This window comes from Stenotrophomonas sp. EMP41 (assembly GCF_047495535.1).
In the GTDB taxonomy this organism is placed as follows: domain Bacteria; phylum Pseudomonadota; class Gammaproteobacteria; order Xanthomonadales; family Xanthomonadaceae; genus Stenotrophomonas; species Stenotrophomonas sepilia.
Genome location: NZ_CP179923.1, coordinates 67,618 through 84,027, shown reverse-complemented (window position 1 = coordinate 84,027; position 16,410 = coordinate 67,618). Strand labels below are relative to the sequence as shown.

Here is a 16,410-nt window from a genome sequence, read left to right as displayed (position 1 = left end):
CGGAATGCGGACGCTGATGCGTCCGCTGGGCGCGAAACATAGCCGCTCAGGCGCGCGGCGACAAGTGCTGTCCTTGTCGGCTCAGTCCGTGGGCGGCAGGCCGGCCCGTTGCCGCAGCAGTCCGCGCTCGGCCTGGTTCTGGCTGAGCCGGGCGGCCTGGCCAAAAGCGTCACGCGCGTCCTGCTCACGTCCCAGTGCCTGCAGCAGCTCGCCGCGCACCACCTGCAGCGGCGCGTAGTCACGCAGGCGCGCGTCGACCAGCAGGGGCTGCAGCTGCGCCCACGCGGCGAAGGGACCGTCGCTGCGCAGGATCGCCACCACCCGGTTCAATGCCACCACCGGCGAAGGTTGCACCTGCAGCAGCTGTGCATAGAGCGCCGCAATGCGCGGCCAGTCGGTATCCTCGGGGCGGCGCGCCGCTGCGTGGCAGGCCGCAATGCGCGCCTGCAGCACGTAGGGATCGTCGCCACCACCTGCCGCCAGCGCACGCGCCAGAACCTGCTGCCCGCGTTCGATCTGCAGCCAATCCCAGCGCGCGCGGTTCTGCTGGTCCAGCAGCACCGGCACGCCCTGCGCATCGGTCCTTGCTGCGGCACGCGAGGCCTGCAGCTCCATCAGCGCCAGCAGGCCAAGCACCGGCGGCACCGGCAGCCGGTGCGCCAGGATGCGTGCAAGCCGCAGCGCTTCCTCGCATAGCGCCGGACGCATCCAGTCGTCACCGGCACTGGCCGCATAGCCTTCGTTGAACACCAGGTAGATCGCCTCCAGCACCGAGGCCAGGCGCTCGGGCATCGCCTCCGCGCGCGGCACTTCATAAGGCACCTGCTTCTGCGCCAAGGTGCGCTTGGCGCGCACGATGCGCTGGGCGATGGTCGGCTCGGGCTGCAGGAACGCGCGCGCGATCTCCACGGTGGTCAGGCCACCGAGCAGGCGCAGGGTGAGTGCCACGCGCGCATCGGCCGGCAGCACCGGATGGCAGGCCACGAACATCAGGCGAAGCAGGTCGTCACCCAGGTCATCCTCCAGCGCCTGGCTGTCATCGGGTGCCGGCAGCGCCGCCGGATGCAGTTCCTCGCCCCATTGCGCGTGCTGCTGGGCCACGCGCTGGTGCTGGCGCAGCACATCGATGGCACGGTTGCGCGCGGTGGTCATCAGCCAGGCTCCGGGATTGTCCGGGATGCCCTGCTCCGGCCAACGCTCCAGCGCGGCCAGCCAGGTGTCCTGGGCCAGTTCCTCGGCACGGCCGACATCGCCACCGAGCAGCCGCGCCAGGCGCGCGATCAACACTGGCGACTCCATCCGCCAGAGGGTTTCCAGACGCTGCGTCAGTGCGGGCTCGAGCATGCGCCGATCACAGCACGCACGCCCGGCCCACACAAGCGCCGCAGCTCACGCTTCAACAATCGGCTTGAAGCCGCCCCAGAACATGCGCTTCGTATCGAACGGCATGTCCTTCGGGCCCAGCGACGCCAGTCGCGGGTCGGCCATCACCCGGGCATTGATGCGGTCGCGTGCCGCGCGCGAGCGGAACACCACGAAGGCGACGATCACCATCTCGCCCGGTTTCGCCTTGACCGCGCGCGGGAACGAGGTGCTCTTGCCCGGCTCCACATCGTCGGCCACGCATTCCATGTACTGCAGCGCGCCATGGTCCTTCCACACCGCGCCGGCCTTGCGGGCAAGGCGGCGGTAGGCCGCCACCTTGTCCTGCGGGCACGGCAGCACGTAAGCGTCCACGTAAGCCATGCGGATTCTCCTGCGGCGGCCGTCAGCCCGGCTCGCCGTCCATGTGTGCGATCTCCCAGAGATGGCCGTCCAGGTCCTGGAAGCCACGCTGGTACATGAAGCCGTAGTCGCGCGCCGGCTGCGGTTCGCTGGCGCCGGCGGCCAGGGCCTTGTCCACCAACTCGTCAACGGCCTTGCGACTGGGTGCCGAGAGTGCGTTGATCACTTCGGTGTGGGTGTGCGCGTCGGCAATCGGCTTGTTGGTGAACTGCTGGAAAAAGGGCTGGGTCAGCAGCATCACGTAGATGCTTTCGCTGATGACCATGCCGGCCGCGTCGTCGTTGGTGTAGGTCGGATTGAAGCTGTAGCCCAGCGCGGTGAAGAACGCCTTCGACTTCTCCAGGTCCTGCACGGGCAGGTTGACGAAGATCATCTGCGGTTGTGGTGCACTCATCGTTGAAGCTCCTTGTGGATGACAGAGGCGGGATCAGGGCTGCTTCATGCAGTTGACCATCCACGGCTTGCCGTAACGGTCGATCAGCATGCCCCAGCGATGTGCCCAGAACGTTTCGGCGATCGGCATCTGCACCTGGCCACCTTCGGCCAGTGCAGCGAACACGCGTTCTGCTTCTTCGATGCTGTCCACATCGACATTGATGGTGGTCGAGCCGCCCTCGCCGCCGCCGGGGCCGTCGGCTGCCATCAGGATGGCGTTGCCGATCTCGAGCTGGCTGTGCGCGACGTGGTCGAGGGTTTCCGGCGGCATCTCGTTGCAGCCCGGCGAGCCATCGGAGGGCGGCATGTCGCGGTACTTCATTTCCGAGGTGACCTGGCCACCGAGTGCCTTGGCATAGAACGCCATTGCCTCGTGGGCCTGGCCGCTGAAGCCGAGGAAGGGAATCAGTCTCATGGCAATACTCCGTTGTGCGATTCAGGGTGGTAGTGCCGGGGCGTGCCCGGCTGGGAGAGGAATCGGGTCAGCCTTCCAGCTGTGCACGCAGACGCTGTTCCTGCTGCTGTAATTCGGGGGTGAAGGCTTCACCAAAGTCTTCTGCGGAGATCAGGGGACGCAGTTCCAGCGTGCCGCCCCCGCCGAACGGCGCACGGCTGGCCCATTCAACGGCCTCGTCCAGCGACCGCACCTCCCACAGCCAGAAGCCGGCGATCTGTTCGCCGGCGGGACCGAACGGACCGGCCTCGACCTTGGGTGCCCCGCCGCCGAAATGAATGCGACGGCCGCGCTGGGTGGCGTGCAGGCCTTCACCGGCGAGCATGATGCCGGCGGCCACCAGTTGTTCGTTGAAGGCGCCCATTTCGGACAGTTCCTGTTCGCTGGGCATGCGGCCGGCTTCGGAGTCGGCGTTGGCCTTCACGATCACCATCACTTTCATTGCGGTCTCCTGTGGGACGCGTGGTGCGTGCCCTTCATTGGGTACAACGAACCAGGAGGCTGGGAATCGACACGTCTGTTGGAAATTCTTTCTTGCGCGGAAAGCGCGCCTTCGGCGGGGTCGGCGAACGGCGGAGCCCCTCCGTGGTGGGGTGGGTTGGTCGCTGAAAGCTCGGGTTCATGGGTTTGGCCGGGTGGGTAGGCGGGTCGGGGGACGCCGTAAACCCGTCCATGGGGGCTTGGCCGCGGCATCCATGCCGCGGACACCCCCGCCCCGCCTACCCACCCGGCCCTGGACAGTTTCCTGCCTCCGGTACCCACCACGGGAAGATCAAGAGAAAAGGCAACAGCAACAGCAAAGGCAACGGCGGTTGGCTGGCGGGGTCGGCTTTGCGAGCGAAGCGACCCGCTTTTTGCTCTTGTTGTTGATTTCCCGTGGTGGGTCAGCCGCAGAGATCTGTCCAAGGCCGGGCGGGGAGGCAGGGCAGGGGCGTGAGCCGCATGGATGCGGCGACCGAGCTTACATGGACGTACTTGCAGCGCCCCCTGCCCTGCCTCCCCGCCCGGCCCACCCTCAGGAAACCCGCTTTCAGCGACCAACCCCACCCCACCACGGAGGGGCTCCGCCGTTCGCCGATCCCCGCCGAAGGCGCCGCTTCCCGCGCTGCAACATGCCCGTGCGCAATCCTGCGCGATCATGGGCACCCGCCCCCGCCAGGACCGTGCCATGCAGCAGTACCTGCTTCTGATCTACATCGAGCCTGCCCTGCTGCAGGCGCTGCCCACCGAAGAATTCAACGCGCTGATGCGCGACTGCCTGGCCCACGCCGACAAACTGCAGGCCGAAGGCACGCTGCTGGCCGCACAGAAGCTGCAGCCGGTCGACACCGCACAGACCCTGCGCGTGCGTGATGGCCACAGCCGCGTACTGGACGGCCCCTTCGCCGAGACCCGCGAACTGCTGGCCGGCTTCAACCTGATCGTCGCCCGCGACCGCGACGACGCCATGCGCATCGCCCGCGACTTCCCGTGGGCACGCTTCGGCAGCATCGAAGTGCGGCCGCTGGAAGACATGGACGCCGAGCGCGAACGCTGCGGCGCCCCGGCTGCGGCTATGGCAGCAGCCGTACCCTGATCTCGCGCGGGCCGACGCCTTCGTTGCCGCTGTAGTCGCGCACGCTGGCGCGCACGATGTACTCGCCCGGCGGCAGCGCCGCCGGCTGCCAGCGCCCGGTTTCCATCAGGCCGTCGCGCACGGTGTTGGTGGCCAGGTAGCGGAACCGGGTGACCGCGCTGCCATGCACGGTGATGCCGCTGTCCGGTGCGTAGGCCACGCGCACCGCTTCCCGCTGCGGCGGCATGCGGTTGAACACGATGTTCCAGCGCGGCTGCTCGTAGCCCTGCAGCGGTTGTCCGGTAGCATCGAGGATCTGGTAACCCACCTGGTACATGCCCAGGCGGCGCCGCGGCAGGTTGTTGTCGACCTGGTCCCAGGCCTCCACCACGATCTGCACGCCACGCCCCTGCCGCGCGACCATTACCACGCCATCGCTGCCTGCGGCCATCGGCCGGTCGTTGTCGTCCAGCAGTGCGACATCAGTGATGCGCGGTGCGAAGTGATCGGCGTAGTTATGGAAGCCAAGCGCCACCGCATTGGTCTCGAAACCACCGGTACCCACCGCCAGGTGCACGTGCGCCTGGTTGTTGATGCTGCCCAGGCGGTCACCCACATGGATGCGCATGCCACGGCGCACGCGCATCCGCTGCAGCTTGCCCTGCTCGTCGTACAACGCCTGCCAGCGCGCGTCGAACGGTACATCGCGCGGGGTGCGGCCGACGCGCATGTGGATGTACTTGAGGCGGTCCACCGCCAGGCCCTCGGCCTGCTCGCCCAGGTTCCAGGCTGCCACCGGACTGCTGATCTTGCCTTCGGCAATCGCCAGCACGGTCTGGCCCACATCACCGCGCACGTCGAAGCCGCCATGCAGGTGGTGGCGGCTCTCGCCGCTGAAGTTGCCGCGCACTTCGCCGAGGGTGCCGACCACTTCATGCCAACCGTCCTGCGGTGCCAGCGGCCAGCGGCCGTCCGTCTTCGGCAGCGCCGCATCGGCCGCCGGGCCAACCAGTGCCGGTGCCGGCAGGTCGCCTACCGGCAGCGGGCGCAGGCGATGCAGACGGTAGCTGGCGGCGTCGGCCACCAGCACGCTGCCATCTGCATCCATCGCCAGTCCGCTGGGGCGGGCCAGCCGCGGCAGGCGACCATTGCCAACCAGCGCGATCTGGTGGCCCTGCGGCGTCACCTGCACGATGCGGCCATCCATATCCCCCACGTACAGCACGCCGTCGTGGGTGGTGGCCAGCGACAGCGGCCCATTGATCACGCCGCCGGCGGCGACCACGGTGCTGACCGTGCCATCGGCCCCCACCCGGCGCACCGCGTTGTTGAACAGGTCGGCCACCAGCAGCGCGCCCTGCGCATCAAAGGCCAACGCCACCGGCGTATCGAAGCGCGCAGCGGCGCCGGTGCCATCGGCCAGGCCCGGCCGATCACCGCCTGCCAGGGTGCGCACCATGCCGTCGGTGCCGATCACCCGGATGCGGTCATTGAAGGTATCGGCCACGTAGACCTGGCCCTGTGCGTCCACCGCAACGCCCATCGGTGCATCGAAGCGGGCCTGCGTGGCCGGGCCATCGGCGTGGCCCTGTTCACCACCGGCCAGCGTGGTCACCTGGCCATCGGTGCCGATGCGGCGGATCGCATGATTGCCGGTGTCGGCCACGTACAGGTTGCCCTGCGCATCGCCGGCAATGCCCGAAGGCGTGTTGAAGCTGGCCTGCAGCGCAGGGCCATCGACACGGCCCTCGCCCTGCCCGGCCACGGTTTCAACGCGGCCATCGGGCAAGCGGCGGCGGATCCGGTTGTTGTCACCGGCATCGGTGAAATAGACGCTGCCATCGGCACTGCGCAGCAATGCATACGGATCGGCGAAGCGCGCCTGCGCGGACGCACCGTCGCGGTCGCCGGGGTGGCCATCACCCGCCAGCGGCTCGATCTGCGCGGTCCAGGCCAGCGGCGTGGGCACCGGGCCTGCAGGGCCGGCCAGCGTTTTCAGCGGGGTGTCCCACCAGGTTGCAGCCAAGCCCACCGCCGTTGCCAACGCCACCCCTGCCGCCATCCATTGCCACCGTGCCATCGTGTTGCGCTGCCTCTGCCTGCCGCTTGAAGAGGCACCGACAATAGACGCTGCGCGTGCGATCCGCCACGGCCGATCATGCGGCAGAAGGCCAGGATTCGCTTCGTCGTGCTTGTCCTCGCTGGCCGTAGCAGGTTCAATGCGGTTCCCACGGATGGAGATTCTCCATGCCCCACGTTCTCCCTCTCACCGCACTGCTGCTGGCCGCATTGGTCAGCGCGCCCGCCTCCGCCTCGATCACGGTGGCCCCGCAGAAGCCATCGGCCACCGCCGATGCAGTACACGCGGCGTACGCCACGCGCTGGGATGAAGCCATCCAGCAGGCACGCGGCGGCAACACGCTGGGTGCGCTGATCAGCATGGAGCGGCTGATGGAGGATCCGTTGCTGGACGACTTCGATGCCGAGCGTCGCGGCCGCGCCTCGCAGGTCGCCGGCTGGACCGCGCTGATGCAGAAGAAGCCCGACCAGGCCCGCCGCTACCTGCAACGGGCGCAGGAGGCCCTGCCGGAGGATCCACAGATCCTGCTCACCCAGGTGTCGGTGGAACTGTCGGACAACCAGCCGGCCGCAGCCACCACCTTCCTGGTGAAGGCACTGCAGCACGCCGACGCACCGCTGCAGATCGATCACCACGCCATCAACTACCTGCAGTACCGCCTGCGTGACCAGCCGCAGAAGCGCATGGACCTGCTGCAGGCGCTGTTTGACAACGGCTGGAAGAGTGGCGGCCTGGAACCCACCGGGCTGTGGCTGGCGCTGGCCACGCTGCAGGCCGACAACGGCCGTGGCGACAGCATTCCGGCCACGCTGGCGCGCATCGACAGCCCGGCCGAGATCATCCGCCTGCGCAGCGACAAGCGCTTTGATCGCTATGTCGATCGCGGTGACGCGCGTTTCGATCCGGTGCAGGCGGCACAGCGCCACCTCGATGAACTGCGTGTTTCCGGCCTGCTCGACCGCGCACTGGACGCGCGCATGGCCGAGTTCAGCACCACCTTGCTGATGCTGGACCGCAACGAGGAAGTGCTGTCGTTGACCGAGGGCATGGCCGGTGCCGCAAGCAACGGCGAATCGCCTGCCGCCGCGGAAGCGGAATGGGTGGCCTGGCTGCTCAACAGCCGGCTCACCGCACTGCGCCGGCTGGGCCGCACCGATGAGGCACTGGCCACGGCCAAACAGGCCGCCCGCATCGGCGCGCTCGGCCCGGATGGTGTCGAGCACCAGATGAATGTCGGCTTCGTGTTCAGTTCGCTGGGGCGCATGCAGGACGCTGCGCAGGCAGTGAATGACATGCCGGGCCTCGCCGGGTACGGCAAGGCCGCACAGGCGCTGCTGCAGTTCGCCGCCGCCGGCGAGCGCGGTGATGCCAAGGCGCGCGATGCAGCACGCGCGGTGATCCTGGCCCAGCGCGACGATGCCCGCCTGTTCCATCGCGAAATGCTGCTGGAGGAAGGCGACCTGGACGGTGCCGCCGCCGTGCTGATCGAACAGCTGCGCTCGCCGGTTGAACGCGGTGAAACCCTGGCCAGCCTGCAGAACATGCGCACCTATCCGTCATTGCCGGGCGATGTGCGCATCGATGCCGCGTGGCGTGCACTCAAGCAGCGTGCCGACGTGCAGGCCGAGGTGGCACGCGTCGGCCGCATCGAGCGCTACGACCTGGTCAGCAGCTCTACCTCGCGCTGAGCGGCTCGGCTCTACAACGCCACGTGCAGGCAGCACCGTCCGCTAGCGGGCTGGCACTTCAGTGCGGATGCCCATCGCTTCGCGGTAGCGCGCGTACAGCGCCATCACCTTGTCCACATAGGCCAGGGTTTCGGCGTAGGGCGGCACGCCCTTGTAGCGGGTGACCGCACCGATGCCCGCGTTGTACGCAGCCGCCGCCAACGGACGATCGCCGTTGTAACGGCGCAGCAGCGCGCGCATGTAGCGCGCGCCGCCCTCGATCGACTGCTGCGGCGAGAACGGATCGCGCACGCCATACTCCTGTGCGGTCTCCGGCATCAACTGCATCACGCCCTGTGCGCCCTTGGTCGAGACCGCCAGCGGATCGAAATTGCTTTCGGCATGGGCGATCGCGCGCAGCCAGGCATCGTCGACGCCGGTGGCTTTGGCCGCGGCCTTGAACTGCCTGGCGTGCTGCGCGAGCTGCGGCTTGCCGACCTTGCCCAGGCCCTCGTGCGCCGGCTCGCCCGGCGGCGTGGCCACGGTGAACTTCAGGAATACCCGCGAGCCGGGCAGGTTGCGGGTGGAATAGACCAGCACGCCGTCCTGCTCGCGCTCGTACAGCACACCACTGAACACGCCCATGTTGCCCCACAGGTTCGGGGCCTGGATGGCATTGTCGTCGATCTCCTTCGGCGTGCACCGCGATCCCGGCTCCGGTGCGGTGGCCAGGCTGACGGTGTTGCCCTGCACGCAGCGATAGACCGTGCGCGCGGCAGCCATCCCGGGCCACAGGATGGGCAGCAGCACCAGTGCAAGCAGGAGAGGTCGATGGGACATGGCGGCCGGATGATCCGGCCGTGCCCGCTAATGTTGGGTGAATGGGGGCCGGCAGGGCTGCGTCCTGCACCCGTGGTAGTGCCGGCCGCTGGCCGGCCACCTCAACGGCAACAGCCGTTTTCACGCGAGGAGGCGGGGTGGGTCCCGCGACCTGCCGGGGTCAGGTCCCGTTGCTGAGCAACGGGATCTGACCCCACTTCGGATCACTTCGCGGCCCTCCGGCGCACCCAGTACCCCGCGCCCAGCAGCACGAACCACACCGGGCTGGCGATCAGCGCCTGGCGGGTGTCGCCCTGCAGGCTCAGCAGCACCAGCACGGCGGCGAAGAACACCAGGCAGGCCCAGCACATGGCGACGCCCCCAGGCATCTTGAAGATCGATGCAGCGTGGCGCTCCGGGTAGCGACGGCGATAGGCCATGTAGGCCACCAGGATCAGCGACCAGACGAAGATGAACAGCACCGTCGCCAGCGTCGTCACCAGGGTGAAGGCGGTTACCAGGTTGGGAATCAGGTAGATCAGCAGCGTGCCGCCCAGCAGGCACAGGCACGAGAACAGCAGGCCACGGGCCGGCACCGCAGCGCGCGACAGTTTCGACAGCCCGCGCGGAGCGTGGCCCTCTTCGGCCAGGCCGTACAGCATGCGGCTGGTGGAGAAGATGCCACTGTTGGCCGAGGACGTGGCCGAGGTCAGCACCACGAAATTGATCAGGCTGGCCGCGGCGGGAATGCCGGCCAGCACGAACAGCTGCACGAACGGGCTCTTGTCCGGCACCACCTGGCGCCACGGGGTGACGGCCATGATCGCGATCAGCGCCAGCACGTAGAAGATGATGATGCGCACCGGAATCGAGTTGATCGCCTTGGGCAGGTTGCGCTCGGGGTCGGCGGTTTCGGCGGCGGTGGTGCCGACCAGCTCGATGCCGACGAAGGCGAACACCGCAATCTGGAATCCAGCGAAGAAACCGACCAGGCCCATCGGGAACATACCGCCGTCATTCCACAGGTTCGACAACGACGCGGTGTGGCCGCTCGGCGAGGTGAAGCCCCACGCCACCAGACCGGCGCCGGTGATGATCAGCGCACAGATCGCCACGATCTTGATCAGCGCGAACCAGAATTCCATTTCACCGAACAGCTTCACCGTCACCAGGTTCAACGCCAGCAGCAGCATCACGCAGGCCAGCGCCGGTTTCCAGGCTTCAAGCCCCGGGAACCAGAACTGCGCATAGGCGGCGATCGCGATCACGTCGGCAATGGCGGTGACGATCCAGCAGAACCAGTAGGTCCATCCACAGAAGAACCCGGCCCACGGGCCGAGCAGGTCGGTGGAGAAATCGATGAAGGACTTGTACTGCAGGTTGGACAGCAGCAGCTCGCCCATCGCGCGCATCACGAAGAACAGCATCGCGCCGATGATCAGGTAGACGAAGACGATGGACGGGCCGGCCAGGCTGATGGTCTTGCCCGAGCCCATGAACAGGCCGGTGCCGATGGCACCGCCGATGGCGATCAGTTGCAGGTGGCGGTTGGACAGGCTGCGGCGCAGGTGCTCGGGGGGCGTGGCGGGCTCGGTCATGGGCGCGGGAAGGGGCGGGCGAAGCGTTCGACGGTAGTCCTCCGCGGCGCCGAGCGCCAGCGCCAGACGGCCCCATTGCGTCAAAGCAGGCCGCTTTCACCACAATGTGACCGAATACCGTATTGATCCCATTCCGCCCGGCCCGGCGCCATGCTCAGATAGCCGCACCTGCCCAAGGACCGGCCCGACCATGCGCCCTGCCCCGCCCGCCCTGCTGGAGCCCCGGCCATGAGCCGCCTGCGCGTCATCATCGGCGGTACCGCACTGGCCCTGCTGGCCGCTGCGGTGCCGATCGCGGTCATGGCCTACGCCACCTGGGACCGCGCGGTCAGCGTCGAACAGCAGCGCCTGCGCGACATCGCCGATCGCACCCTGCGCCGCTCCGACCTGTCCTACCAGGAGGCGCTGGCGGCGCTGAAATCCGCCGAAGCCGGTGCCTACGTGTCCTGCAGCCCCGAGCACATCCGGCGCATGCAGACCCTGGTGATGACCACCCCATCGATTGACCAGATGGGCTACTTCGAAGGAGGCAAGCTGCGCTGCACCTCCTGGGGGCCGTTCCTGTCGGATGTGGATCAGCCCAGGCCGGACCACGTCACCAGCGACGGCGCCGGCATCGCGGTGGACGTGCGCCCGGAAATCAGCGGGCGACGCCAGGTGCTGGCGATCCTGTATGGGTCCTACGACGCACTGGTGGACCCACGCCGCTTCGTCGATGTCATCGCCGACCCGAATGTGCGGCTGGCACTGGCCAGCCCCGATGGACGCCTGCTGGCCAAACAGCCCGGCCTGGATCCGGACCTGCTGCAGGCGCTGCTGCGCGACCCGGGCGAAGGCCTGGACCAGACCACGCTGTTCGCTACCGCGCGCAACGAGGAATGGCTGGCCGTCGCCACTACACCGCGCACCGCGCTCGCTGCGGCCTTCCGCCAACAGGCCTGGCTGTACGTGCCGGTGGGCCTGCTGCTGGCCGCCGCCGGCGCCGGGCTGGTGATCTGGCTGTCGCGGCGCCGCCTTTCCCTGCGCGGCGAACTGGCCACCGCCATCCGCCGCCGCGAGCTGTACCTGCATTACCAGCCAATCATCGAACTGGACACCGGCATCTGCGTCGGCGCCGAGGCGCTGGTGCGCTGGCAACGCCCGGATGGCACCCAGGTGCGCCCTGACCTGTTCATTCCGCTGGCCGAAGAGGCCGGCATGATCGCCGACGTCACCGACCTGGTGATCGAGAACGTGGTGCGCGACATGCGCGAGCTGCTGGTCGCCGACCGCAGCGCGCACATCGCGATCAACCTCGCCGCCGAAGACATCAGCAGCGGTCGCGCCCTGAAGATGATCTCCCGGCACATGGCCGGCAGCGGCATCCTGCCGCAGCAGATCTGGATGGAGGCCACCGAACGTGGCTTCCTCGATCTGGACCGTGCGCGCACCATGCTCGCCGCCGCCCGCCGCGCCGGCCACAGCGTGGCCATCGATGATTTCGGCGTCGGCTTCTCCAGCCTGCAATACCTGCAGCAACTGCCACTGGATGCGCTGAAGATCGACAAATCATTCATCGATGCGATCGGCACCGAAAGCGCCACCAGCCCGGTCACGCCGCACATCATCGACATGGCCAAGGAGCTGGGCCTGTGGGTGGTGGCCGAGGGCGTGGAAACCGAAGCGCAGCTGGCCTACCTGCACAGCCGGCATGTGGAATTCGGGCAGGGCTGGCTGTTCTCGCGGCCGCTGCCGCGCGATGAGTTCGTCGCCTTCCATCAGAAGCGGCAGCAGCAGTACGGCGCTGCACGCGAACACATGCAGAACCCGCGCAGCGTGCCGATCGAGCGTGAGGGAGTGGAGTAGGACGGCGAACGGCGGAGCCCCTCGTGGCGGATCGCGCCCAGTGGATCCATCAGGTGAGGCCGGGTGGGTAGGTCGCGCAGGGGGCGCTGCAAGTACCCCTCCGGGGCCCGGCCCAGCCGCTGGCGGCTGTGCGTTCGGGCGCTTGCGAAGCAGTGCTTCGCAAGCAAAGCGCCCTCACCCATGTAAGCTCGGTCGCCGCCTGCTCGTGTGCGCTGTCCTGCGCACACGGCAAGACCGGGGTTGGGCGTCCTGCGCAACCCACCCACCCGGCCACGGACACATTGCGGCGGCGTCCCGCCACGGAATCAACGGAAGAAAGCGAAAGCAAAGGCAAACGCGGGTCGCTGCGCTCGGTAGATCCACGCCATGCGGGATGGCGTGGACCACGGTAGTGCCGGCCGCTGGCCGGCACCTCCGTAACGTTTGGCCCGCACCTACGCCCAGGCCTTCGGCCGTGCCATCAGCCACGCGGCGGTCACCGCCAGCAGCAGCAACGGCAGCCATCCCAGCTGGCGTGGGCCGCTGGCCTGCAGCAGCACGCCACCTGCCACGCTGCCGGCCGCAATGGCCAGGTTCCAGCCGGTCACCAGCATCGATTGCGCCAGGTCCGCAGCGGCCCCGGCGCGCCGTGCCAAGGCGGTCTGGAACAGGGTCGGCACGGCGCCGAACGCCACGCCCCACAGGATCGTCGCCAGCAGCAGTGCGCTCGCCACGCCAGGCCACACCAGCAAGGCCAGCACCGGCACGATGAAGCCGATCACCGCCGCCCACACCAGCGCATGCAGGTGGCGATCCACGCCCCAGCCGGCAATCGCGATGCCGGCAATGGCCGCCATGCCGAATGCAAGCAGCAGCCGGTCCAGCCAAGCACCGGCACCCGCGTCGACCGCCAGCGGCTCGATATAGGTGTACAGCACGTTGTGCGCCAGCACGTACAGCGCCATCACCAGCAGCGCACTGCGTACACCGGGCAGGCGCCACACGGTCGCCAGCGAAGTGCGTTGCCCGGCCCCAGCGGCCGGCAGCGCAGGCAACGCCCAGCGCGCGTAGGCCAGCAGCAGCAGACCCAGCACGCTCATCAGCGCGAACGCCCAGCGCCAGCCGATCTGCTGCCCCAGCAGCGTCCCTGCCGGCACCCCCAGCGACAGCGCCAGAGGCGAACCGACCATTGCCACTGCGATGGCCCGTCCCTGCAGCGACGGCACCACCATGCGCGCGGCATAACCGGCCACCAGCGACCACAGCAGTCCACCGCTCACACCGGCCAGGAAGCGCGCAGCCAGGATCAGCGCGTAGCTGCTGCTCAACGCCGTCAGCGTATTGACCACCACGAAGCCGGCGATGGCCGCCAGCAGCAGCGGACGCCGTGGCAGGCGCTGGGTCAGCGCGGTCATCGGCAGTGCGGCCATCACCGAACCCAGCGCATACACGCTCACCAGCTGGCCGACCGCCGCATCACTCACGCCCAGGCTTTCGCCCATCGGCCGCAGCACACCCGCCGGCAGGGTCTCGGTCAACAGGGTGATGAAGCCGCCACCGGCCAAGGCAAGCAGGCCCGCCCACGGCAGGCGCGTGGCCTCGCCGGCCGGACTGGCGGCATCGATGGCATGGCCGCTCATCGCGTTGCCCCCAGGTCGGCATAAATCGCATCGCGCAGTTCATCGACAAAGGCGCCATCCATGCCTTCGTACAGCGTGTTGGTCAGCGCCACCACGCTCAGCCCGCGCGCCGGATCGACGAACCAGCTGTGCCCGTACGCGCCGCCCCAGCGCCAGCTGCCCACGCCCTGCGGGGTACCGCTGGCGGCGGCATCACGCAGCACCGCAAAGCCCAGCCCGAAGCCCCAGCCGGCCGGTTCCGGCGGCCCCTGTTCGCCCACCTGCCCGGTGGCCATCTCCTCCGCCAGCGCGGGTGGCAACAGACCAGAGCGCTGTACGTCGCGCAAGGCCTCGAGCACCGCCATCACCTCGTCGGCGGTGCCGACCAGGCCCGCACCGGCCGAGGCGAAGCGGCTGGCATCGGTGGCGCGCGCAAGGCTGTACTCGATGCCGACCGTGCCCTCGAACGGCGCGACCATCTCGCCTTCCTGCAGGCGATGCGGCTGCGGCGTGTCGCTCACATAGGGCGTTGCCAGGCGCTCGGCAGCGCGCGTGGCGAACGCCGTATCGCGCAGGCCCAACGGGGCAGCCAGCAGACGCTCGAACAGCGCCTGCAACGTTTCACCGGTCGCCACTTCGGCCACCGCACCGGCCACGTCCACGCCCAGCGAGTACAGCCACTGGCTGCCCGGCTCGAACAGCAGTGGCGCCTGCGCGATCCGGCGTACGTTCTCGGCCAGGGACACCGGGCTGGCGTCCATGCCATCGCTGACGCCGGCCCGGGCGTACGGTCCGTGCGCATCGGCCTCCAGGAAGCGGTAGCCCAGCCCGCTGCTGTGGCTGAGCAGCTGGCGCAGGCTGATCGGCGGCCTGCGGCCATCGGCCATTGCCGGCCGGAAGTCCGGCAGCCAGCGCTGCACCGGCGCATCGAGGTCGAGCACGCCTTCGGCCACCAGGCGCAGAATCACCGTGGCCAGCAACGGCTTGCTGACCGATGCCAGCCGGAACAGCTGATCGCGCTGCATCGGCCTGGCCGACTCGCGATCGGCCAGCCCGGTCGCGCTGGCATGGCGCAGCACGCCGTGCTCGCGCACCAGCACCACCGCACCGACCAGGCGCAGCGGGTGGACCTGCTGCAGCAGCCGCTGCACCGAAGGCAGCGTCGGTGCAGGTTCAAGGGAAAGAGCGGCATTCATCGCGGTGATCCGTGGGGAGAGGCCCGCCACGTTAGGCAGCACGGCGCGGCGCAAAAAGCCGGTTGCCGCTCCGGGCATCATGGACCGTGCAGTCCGCAATCGGCATCATGCCCGGAGCTGTAACGCCGCAAGGGCTGCGCGAGGCCCCGCACCACAGTGTTGCGATGGCCGCGCCGCGTGCCGCGATCACCCGCCCCTACCCTGCCGTTTTCATTGCCGGTACGCCCATGTCAGTCCTGGACAACCTCGCCAACCTGCAGACCTTCGTGCACGCCGCCGACACCCGCAGCTTCGTCGAGACCGGTCGCCTGCAGGGCATCTCGGCATCGGCCGCCGGCAAATGCGTTGCGCGGCTGGAGCACGCACTGGGCGTGCGCCTGTTCCACCGCAGCACGCGCAGCATCACGCTCACCGCCGAGGGCCAGCTGTTCCTGGCACGCTGCCGGCGCATCCTTGACGAGCGCGATGCCGCGCGCACCGAACTGGCGCAACCGCACGCCGCACCGAGCGGCACGCTGCGCATCAGCCTGCCGCTGGTCGGCGATCTCACCCTGCCGTTGATGGCCGAGTTCATGGCCGCGTATCCGGACATCCGCCTCGACCTGGATTTCAGCGACCGCTTGGTCGATGTCGTCGAGGAAGGCTTCGATGCAGTGCTGCGCGTCGGTGAACCCAGCGACTCGCGGATGAACGCACGCCGGCTGGGGGTGTTCCCGCGCCGTGTAATCGCCTCGCCGGGCTACCTGCAGCGCCGCGGCGTTCCGCGCACGCCGGCGGAACTGATGCAGCACACGCTGCTGCACTATCGCTTCCCCACCACTGGCAAGCTGGAGCCGTGGCCGATCCACTGGCCCGATGACGAAGCACCGCAGGAACTTCCGGTGCACATGGTGGCCAACACCATCGAGGCGCGGGTGGCGCTGGCACTGCGTGATGTCGGCCTGGCCTTCGTGCCGGTGCACTCGGTACGCGAAGCGCTGGCCGACGGCCGCCTGGTCACCGTGCTGGAGGATCATGTGCACTCCTGCGGCACCTTCCACCTGCTGTGGCCGTCGGGCCGACACGTACTGCCGAAGCTGCGGGTGTTCATCGACTTCGTCGGCGCCCGCCTGGACACCGTGCCGTAGATCCACGCCACATGGATGCTTCTTGTGGAGTCGAGCCATGCTCGACTCACCGGCACCCCAAGCGAAGATCAGCCGAGCGTGGCTCCGCGCTACAGCTGCACGCAGCCATTCAGCCAACCCCGCTATACTGCCCGCTCATTCCTCCCAGAGGCTCGCGACCAATGCGCCATTGATGCCGCCGTCTTCCCAGCAGACGGCCTGACTCTTCCCGCCCCTGCGCGCAGGGGGAGAACCCGGCATCCATGGAGGTC

The 16,410-nt window shown here is 68.6% G+C and carries 14 protein-coding genes; 4 read left to right on the top strand and 10 right to left on the bottom strand.

The window, feature by feature from the left end; all coding sequences use genetic code 11:
* Positions 1–81 precede the first annotated feature (81 nt).
* The 5 genes from ACMGRF_RS00390 to ACMGRF_RS00370 all read right to left on the bottom strand — a co-directional run bounded on the left by ACMGRF_RS00390 (position 82) and on the right by ACMGRF_RS00370 (position 3,116).
* Positions 82–1,344 carry an RNA polymerase sigma factor gene (locus tag ACMGRF_RS00390; RefSeq protein WP_049414474.1) on the bottom strand — a complete coding sequence of 421 codons (1,263 nt, stop codon included), beginning with the start codon at positions 1,342–1,344 and terminating at the stop codon, positions 82–84.
* 45 nt (positions 1,345–1,389) lie between these two features.
* Positions 1,390–1,746: a DUF1428 domain-containing protein gene (locus tag ACMGRF_RS00385; protein ID WP_262256657.1), complete on the bottom strand. Its 357-nt coding sequence runs from the start codon at positions 1,744–1,746 to the stop codon at positions 1,390–1,392.
* Between the two features lie 22 nt (positions 1,747–1,768).
* Positions 1,769–2,179: a VOC family protein gene (locus ACMGRF_RS00380; protein ID WP_005415091.1), complete on the bottom strand. Its 411-nt coding sequence runs from the start codon at positions 2,177–2,179 to the stop codon at positions 1,769–1,771.
* 33 nt (positions 2,180–2,212) lie between these two features.
* Complete coding sequence (locus ACMGRF_RS00375; RefSeq protein WP_049414475.1) at positions 2,213–2,635, bottom strand: VOC family protein; 423 nt, start codon at positions 2,633–2,635, stop codon at positions 2,213–2,215.
* A 67-nt stretch (positions 2,636–2,702) separates the two neighbouring features.
* A complete protein-coding gene (locus ACMGRF_RS00370; RefSeq protein WP_049438308.1) occupies positions 2,703–3,116 on the bottom strand; it encodes a YciI family protein in 414 nt (137 codons plus the stop codon).
* A 726-nt stretch (positions 3,117–3,842) separates the two neighbouring features.
* On the opposite strand from ACMGRF_RS00370, the gene ACMGRF_RS00365 reads away from it, so the two are divergent.
* The gene (locus ACMGRF_RS00365) at positions 3,843–4,250 is read left to right on the top strand and encodes a YciI family protein (protein ID WP_049413606.1); all 408 of its coding nucleotides are present in this window, start codon (positions 3,843–3,845) and stop codon (positions 4,248–4,250) included.
* Here the strand turns inward: ACMGRF_RS00365 and ACMGRF_RS00360 are convergent.
* On the bottom strand, positions 4,228–6,309 hold the full coding sequence (locus tag ACMGRF_RS00360; protein ID WP_099495194.1) for a gluconolaconase: 2,082 nt from the start codon (positions 6,307–6,309) through the stop codon (positions 4,228–4,230). The genes ACMGRF_RS00365 and ACMGRF_RS00360 overlap by 23 nt on opposite strands.
* Before the next feature lie 167 nt (positions 6,310–6,476).
* On the opposite strand from ACMGRF_RS00360, the gene ACMGRF_RS00355 reads away from it, so the two are divergent.
* Positions 6,477–7,997 carry a hypothetical protein gene (locus tag ACMGRF_RS00355; RefSeq protein WP_414485536.1) on the top strand — a complete coding sequence of 507 codons (1,521 nt, stop codon included), beginning with the start codon at positions 6,477–6,479 and terminating at the stop codon, positions 7,995–7,997.
* Between the two features lie 42 nt (positions 7,998–8,039).
* Here ACMGRF_RS00355 and ACMGRF_RS00350 read toward each other — a convergent pair whose 3' ends face one another.
* Complete coding sequence (locus tag ACMGRF_RS00350; RefSeq protein ID WP_005415084.1) at positions 8,040–8,816, bottom strand: lytic transglycosylase domain-containing protein; 777 nt, start codon at positions 8,814–8,816, stop codon at positions 8,040–8,042.
* 203 nt (positions 8,817–9,019) lie between these two features.
* Complete coding sequence (gene cycA / locus ACMGRF_RS00345) at positions 9,020–10,393, bottom strand: D-serine/D-alanine/glycine transporter (RefSeq protein WP_005415083.1); 1,374 nt, start codon at positions 10,391–10,393, stop codon at positions 9,020–9,022.
* Between the two features lie 228 nt (positions 10,394–10,621).
* On the opposite strand from cycA, the gene ACMGRF_RS00340 reads away from it, so the two are divergent.
* The gene (locus ACMGRF_RS00340; RefSeq protein ID WP_049413610.1) at positions 10,622–12,238 is read left to right on the top strand and encodes an EAL domain-containing protein; all 1,617 of its coding nucleotides are present in this window, start codon (positions 10,622–10,624) and stop codon (positions 12,236–12,238) included.
* A gap of 434 nt (positions 12,239–12,672) precedes the next feature.
* Here the strand turns inward: ACMGRF_RS00340 and ACMGRF_RS00335 are convergent, their stop codons facing one another.
* On the bottom strand, positions 12,673–13,857 hold the full coding sequence (locus ACMGRF_RS00335; protein ID WP_414485535.1) for an MFS transporter: 1,185 nt from the start codon (positions 13,855–13,857) through the stop codon (positions 12,673–12,675).
* Positions 13,854–15,032 (bottom strand): serine hydrolase domain-containing protein, encoded by a 1,179-nt coding sequence (locus ACMGRF_RS00330; RefSeq protein ID WP_180880421.1) that lies wholly within the window; start codon positions 15,030–15,032, stop codon positions 13,854–13,856. The genes ACMGRF_RS00335 and ACMGRF_RS00330 overlap by 4 nt, the downstream gene beginning before the upstream one ends.
* 227 nt (positions 15,033–15,259) lie before the next feature.
* On the opposite strand from ACMGRF_RS00330, the gene ACMGRF_RS00325 reads away from it, so the two are divergent.
* Positions 15,260–16,159 carry a LysR family transcriptional regulator gene (locus tag ACMGRF_RS00325; RefSeq protein ID WP_180880418.1) on the top strand — a complete coding sequence of 300 codons (900 nt, stop codon included), beginning with the start codon at positions 15,260–15,262 and terminating at the stop codon, positions 16,157–16,159.
* Positions 16,160–16,410: the final 251 nt, after the last annotated feature.

Bases quoted from the DNA above. Each gene is read 5' to 3' on its own strand.
- ACMGRF_RS00390 (WP_049414474.1), bottom strand. From the start codon at position 1,344: ATGCTCGAGCCCGCACTGACGCAGCGTCTGGAAACCCTCTGGCGGATG.
- ACMGRF_RS00385 (WP_262256657.1), bottom strand. From the start codon at position 1,746: ATGGCTTACGTGGACGCTTACGTGCTGCCGTGCCCGCAGGACAAGGTG.
- ACMGRF_RS00380 (WP_005415091.1), bottom strand. From the start codon at position 2,179: ATGAGTGCACCACAACCGCAGATGATCTTCGTCAACCTGCCCGTGCAG.
- ACMGRF_RS00375 (WP_049414475.1), bottom strand. From the start codon at position 2,635: ATGAGACTGATTCCCTTCCTCGGCTTCAGCGGCCAGGCCCACGAGGCA.
- ACMGRF_RS00370 (WP_049438308.1), bottom strand. From the start codon at position 3,116: ATGAAAGTGATGGTGATCGTGAAGGCCAACGCCGACTCCGAAGCCGGC.
- ACMGRF_RS00365 (WP_049413606.1), top strand. From the start codon at position 3,843: ATGCAGCAGTACCTGCTTCTGATCTACATCGAGCCTGCCCTGCTGCAG.
- ACMGRF_RS00360 (WP_099495194.1), bottom strand. From the start codon at position 6,309: ATGGCACGGTGGCAATGGATGGCGGCAGGGGTGGCGTTGGCAACGGCG.
- ACMGRF_RS00355 (WP_414485536.1), top strand. From the start codon at position 6,477: ATGCCCCACGTTCTCCCTCTCACCGCACTGCTGCTGGCCGCATTGGTC.
- ACMGRF_RS00350 (WP_005415084.1), bottom strand. From the start codon at position 8,816: ATGTCCCATCGACCTCTCCTGCTTGCACTGGTGCTGCTGCCCATCCTG.
- cycA (WP_005415083.1), bottom strand. From the start codon at position 10,393: ATGACCGAGCCCGCCACGCCCCCCGAGCACCTGCGCCGCAGCCTGTCC.
- ACMGRF_RS00340 (WP_049413610.1), top strand. From the start codon at position 10,622: ATGAGCCGCCTGCGCGTCATCATCGGCGGTACCGCACTGGCCCTGCTG.
- ACMGRF_RS00335 (WP_414485535.1), bottom strand. From the start codon at position 13,857: ATGAGCGGCCATGCCATCGATGCCGCCAGTCCGGCCGGCGAGGCCACG.
- ACMGRF_RS00330 (WP_180880421.1), bottom strand. From the start codon at position 15,032: ATGAATGCCGCTCTTTCCCTTGAACCTGCACCGACGCTGCCTTCGGTG.
- ACMGRF_RS00325 (WP_180880418.1), top strand. From the start codon at position 15,260: ATGTCAGTCCTGGACAACCTCGCCAACCTGCAGACCTTCGTGCACGCC.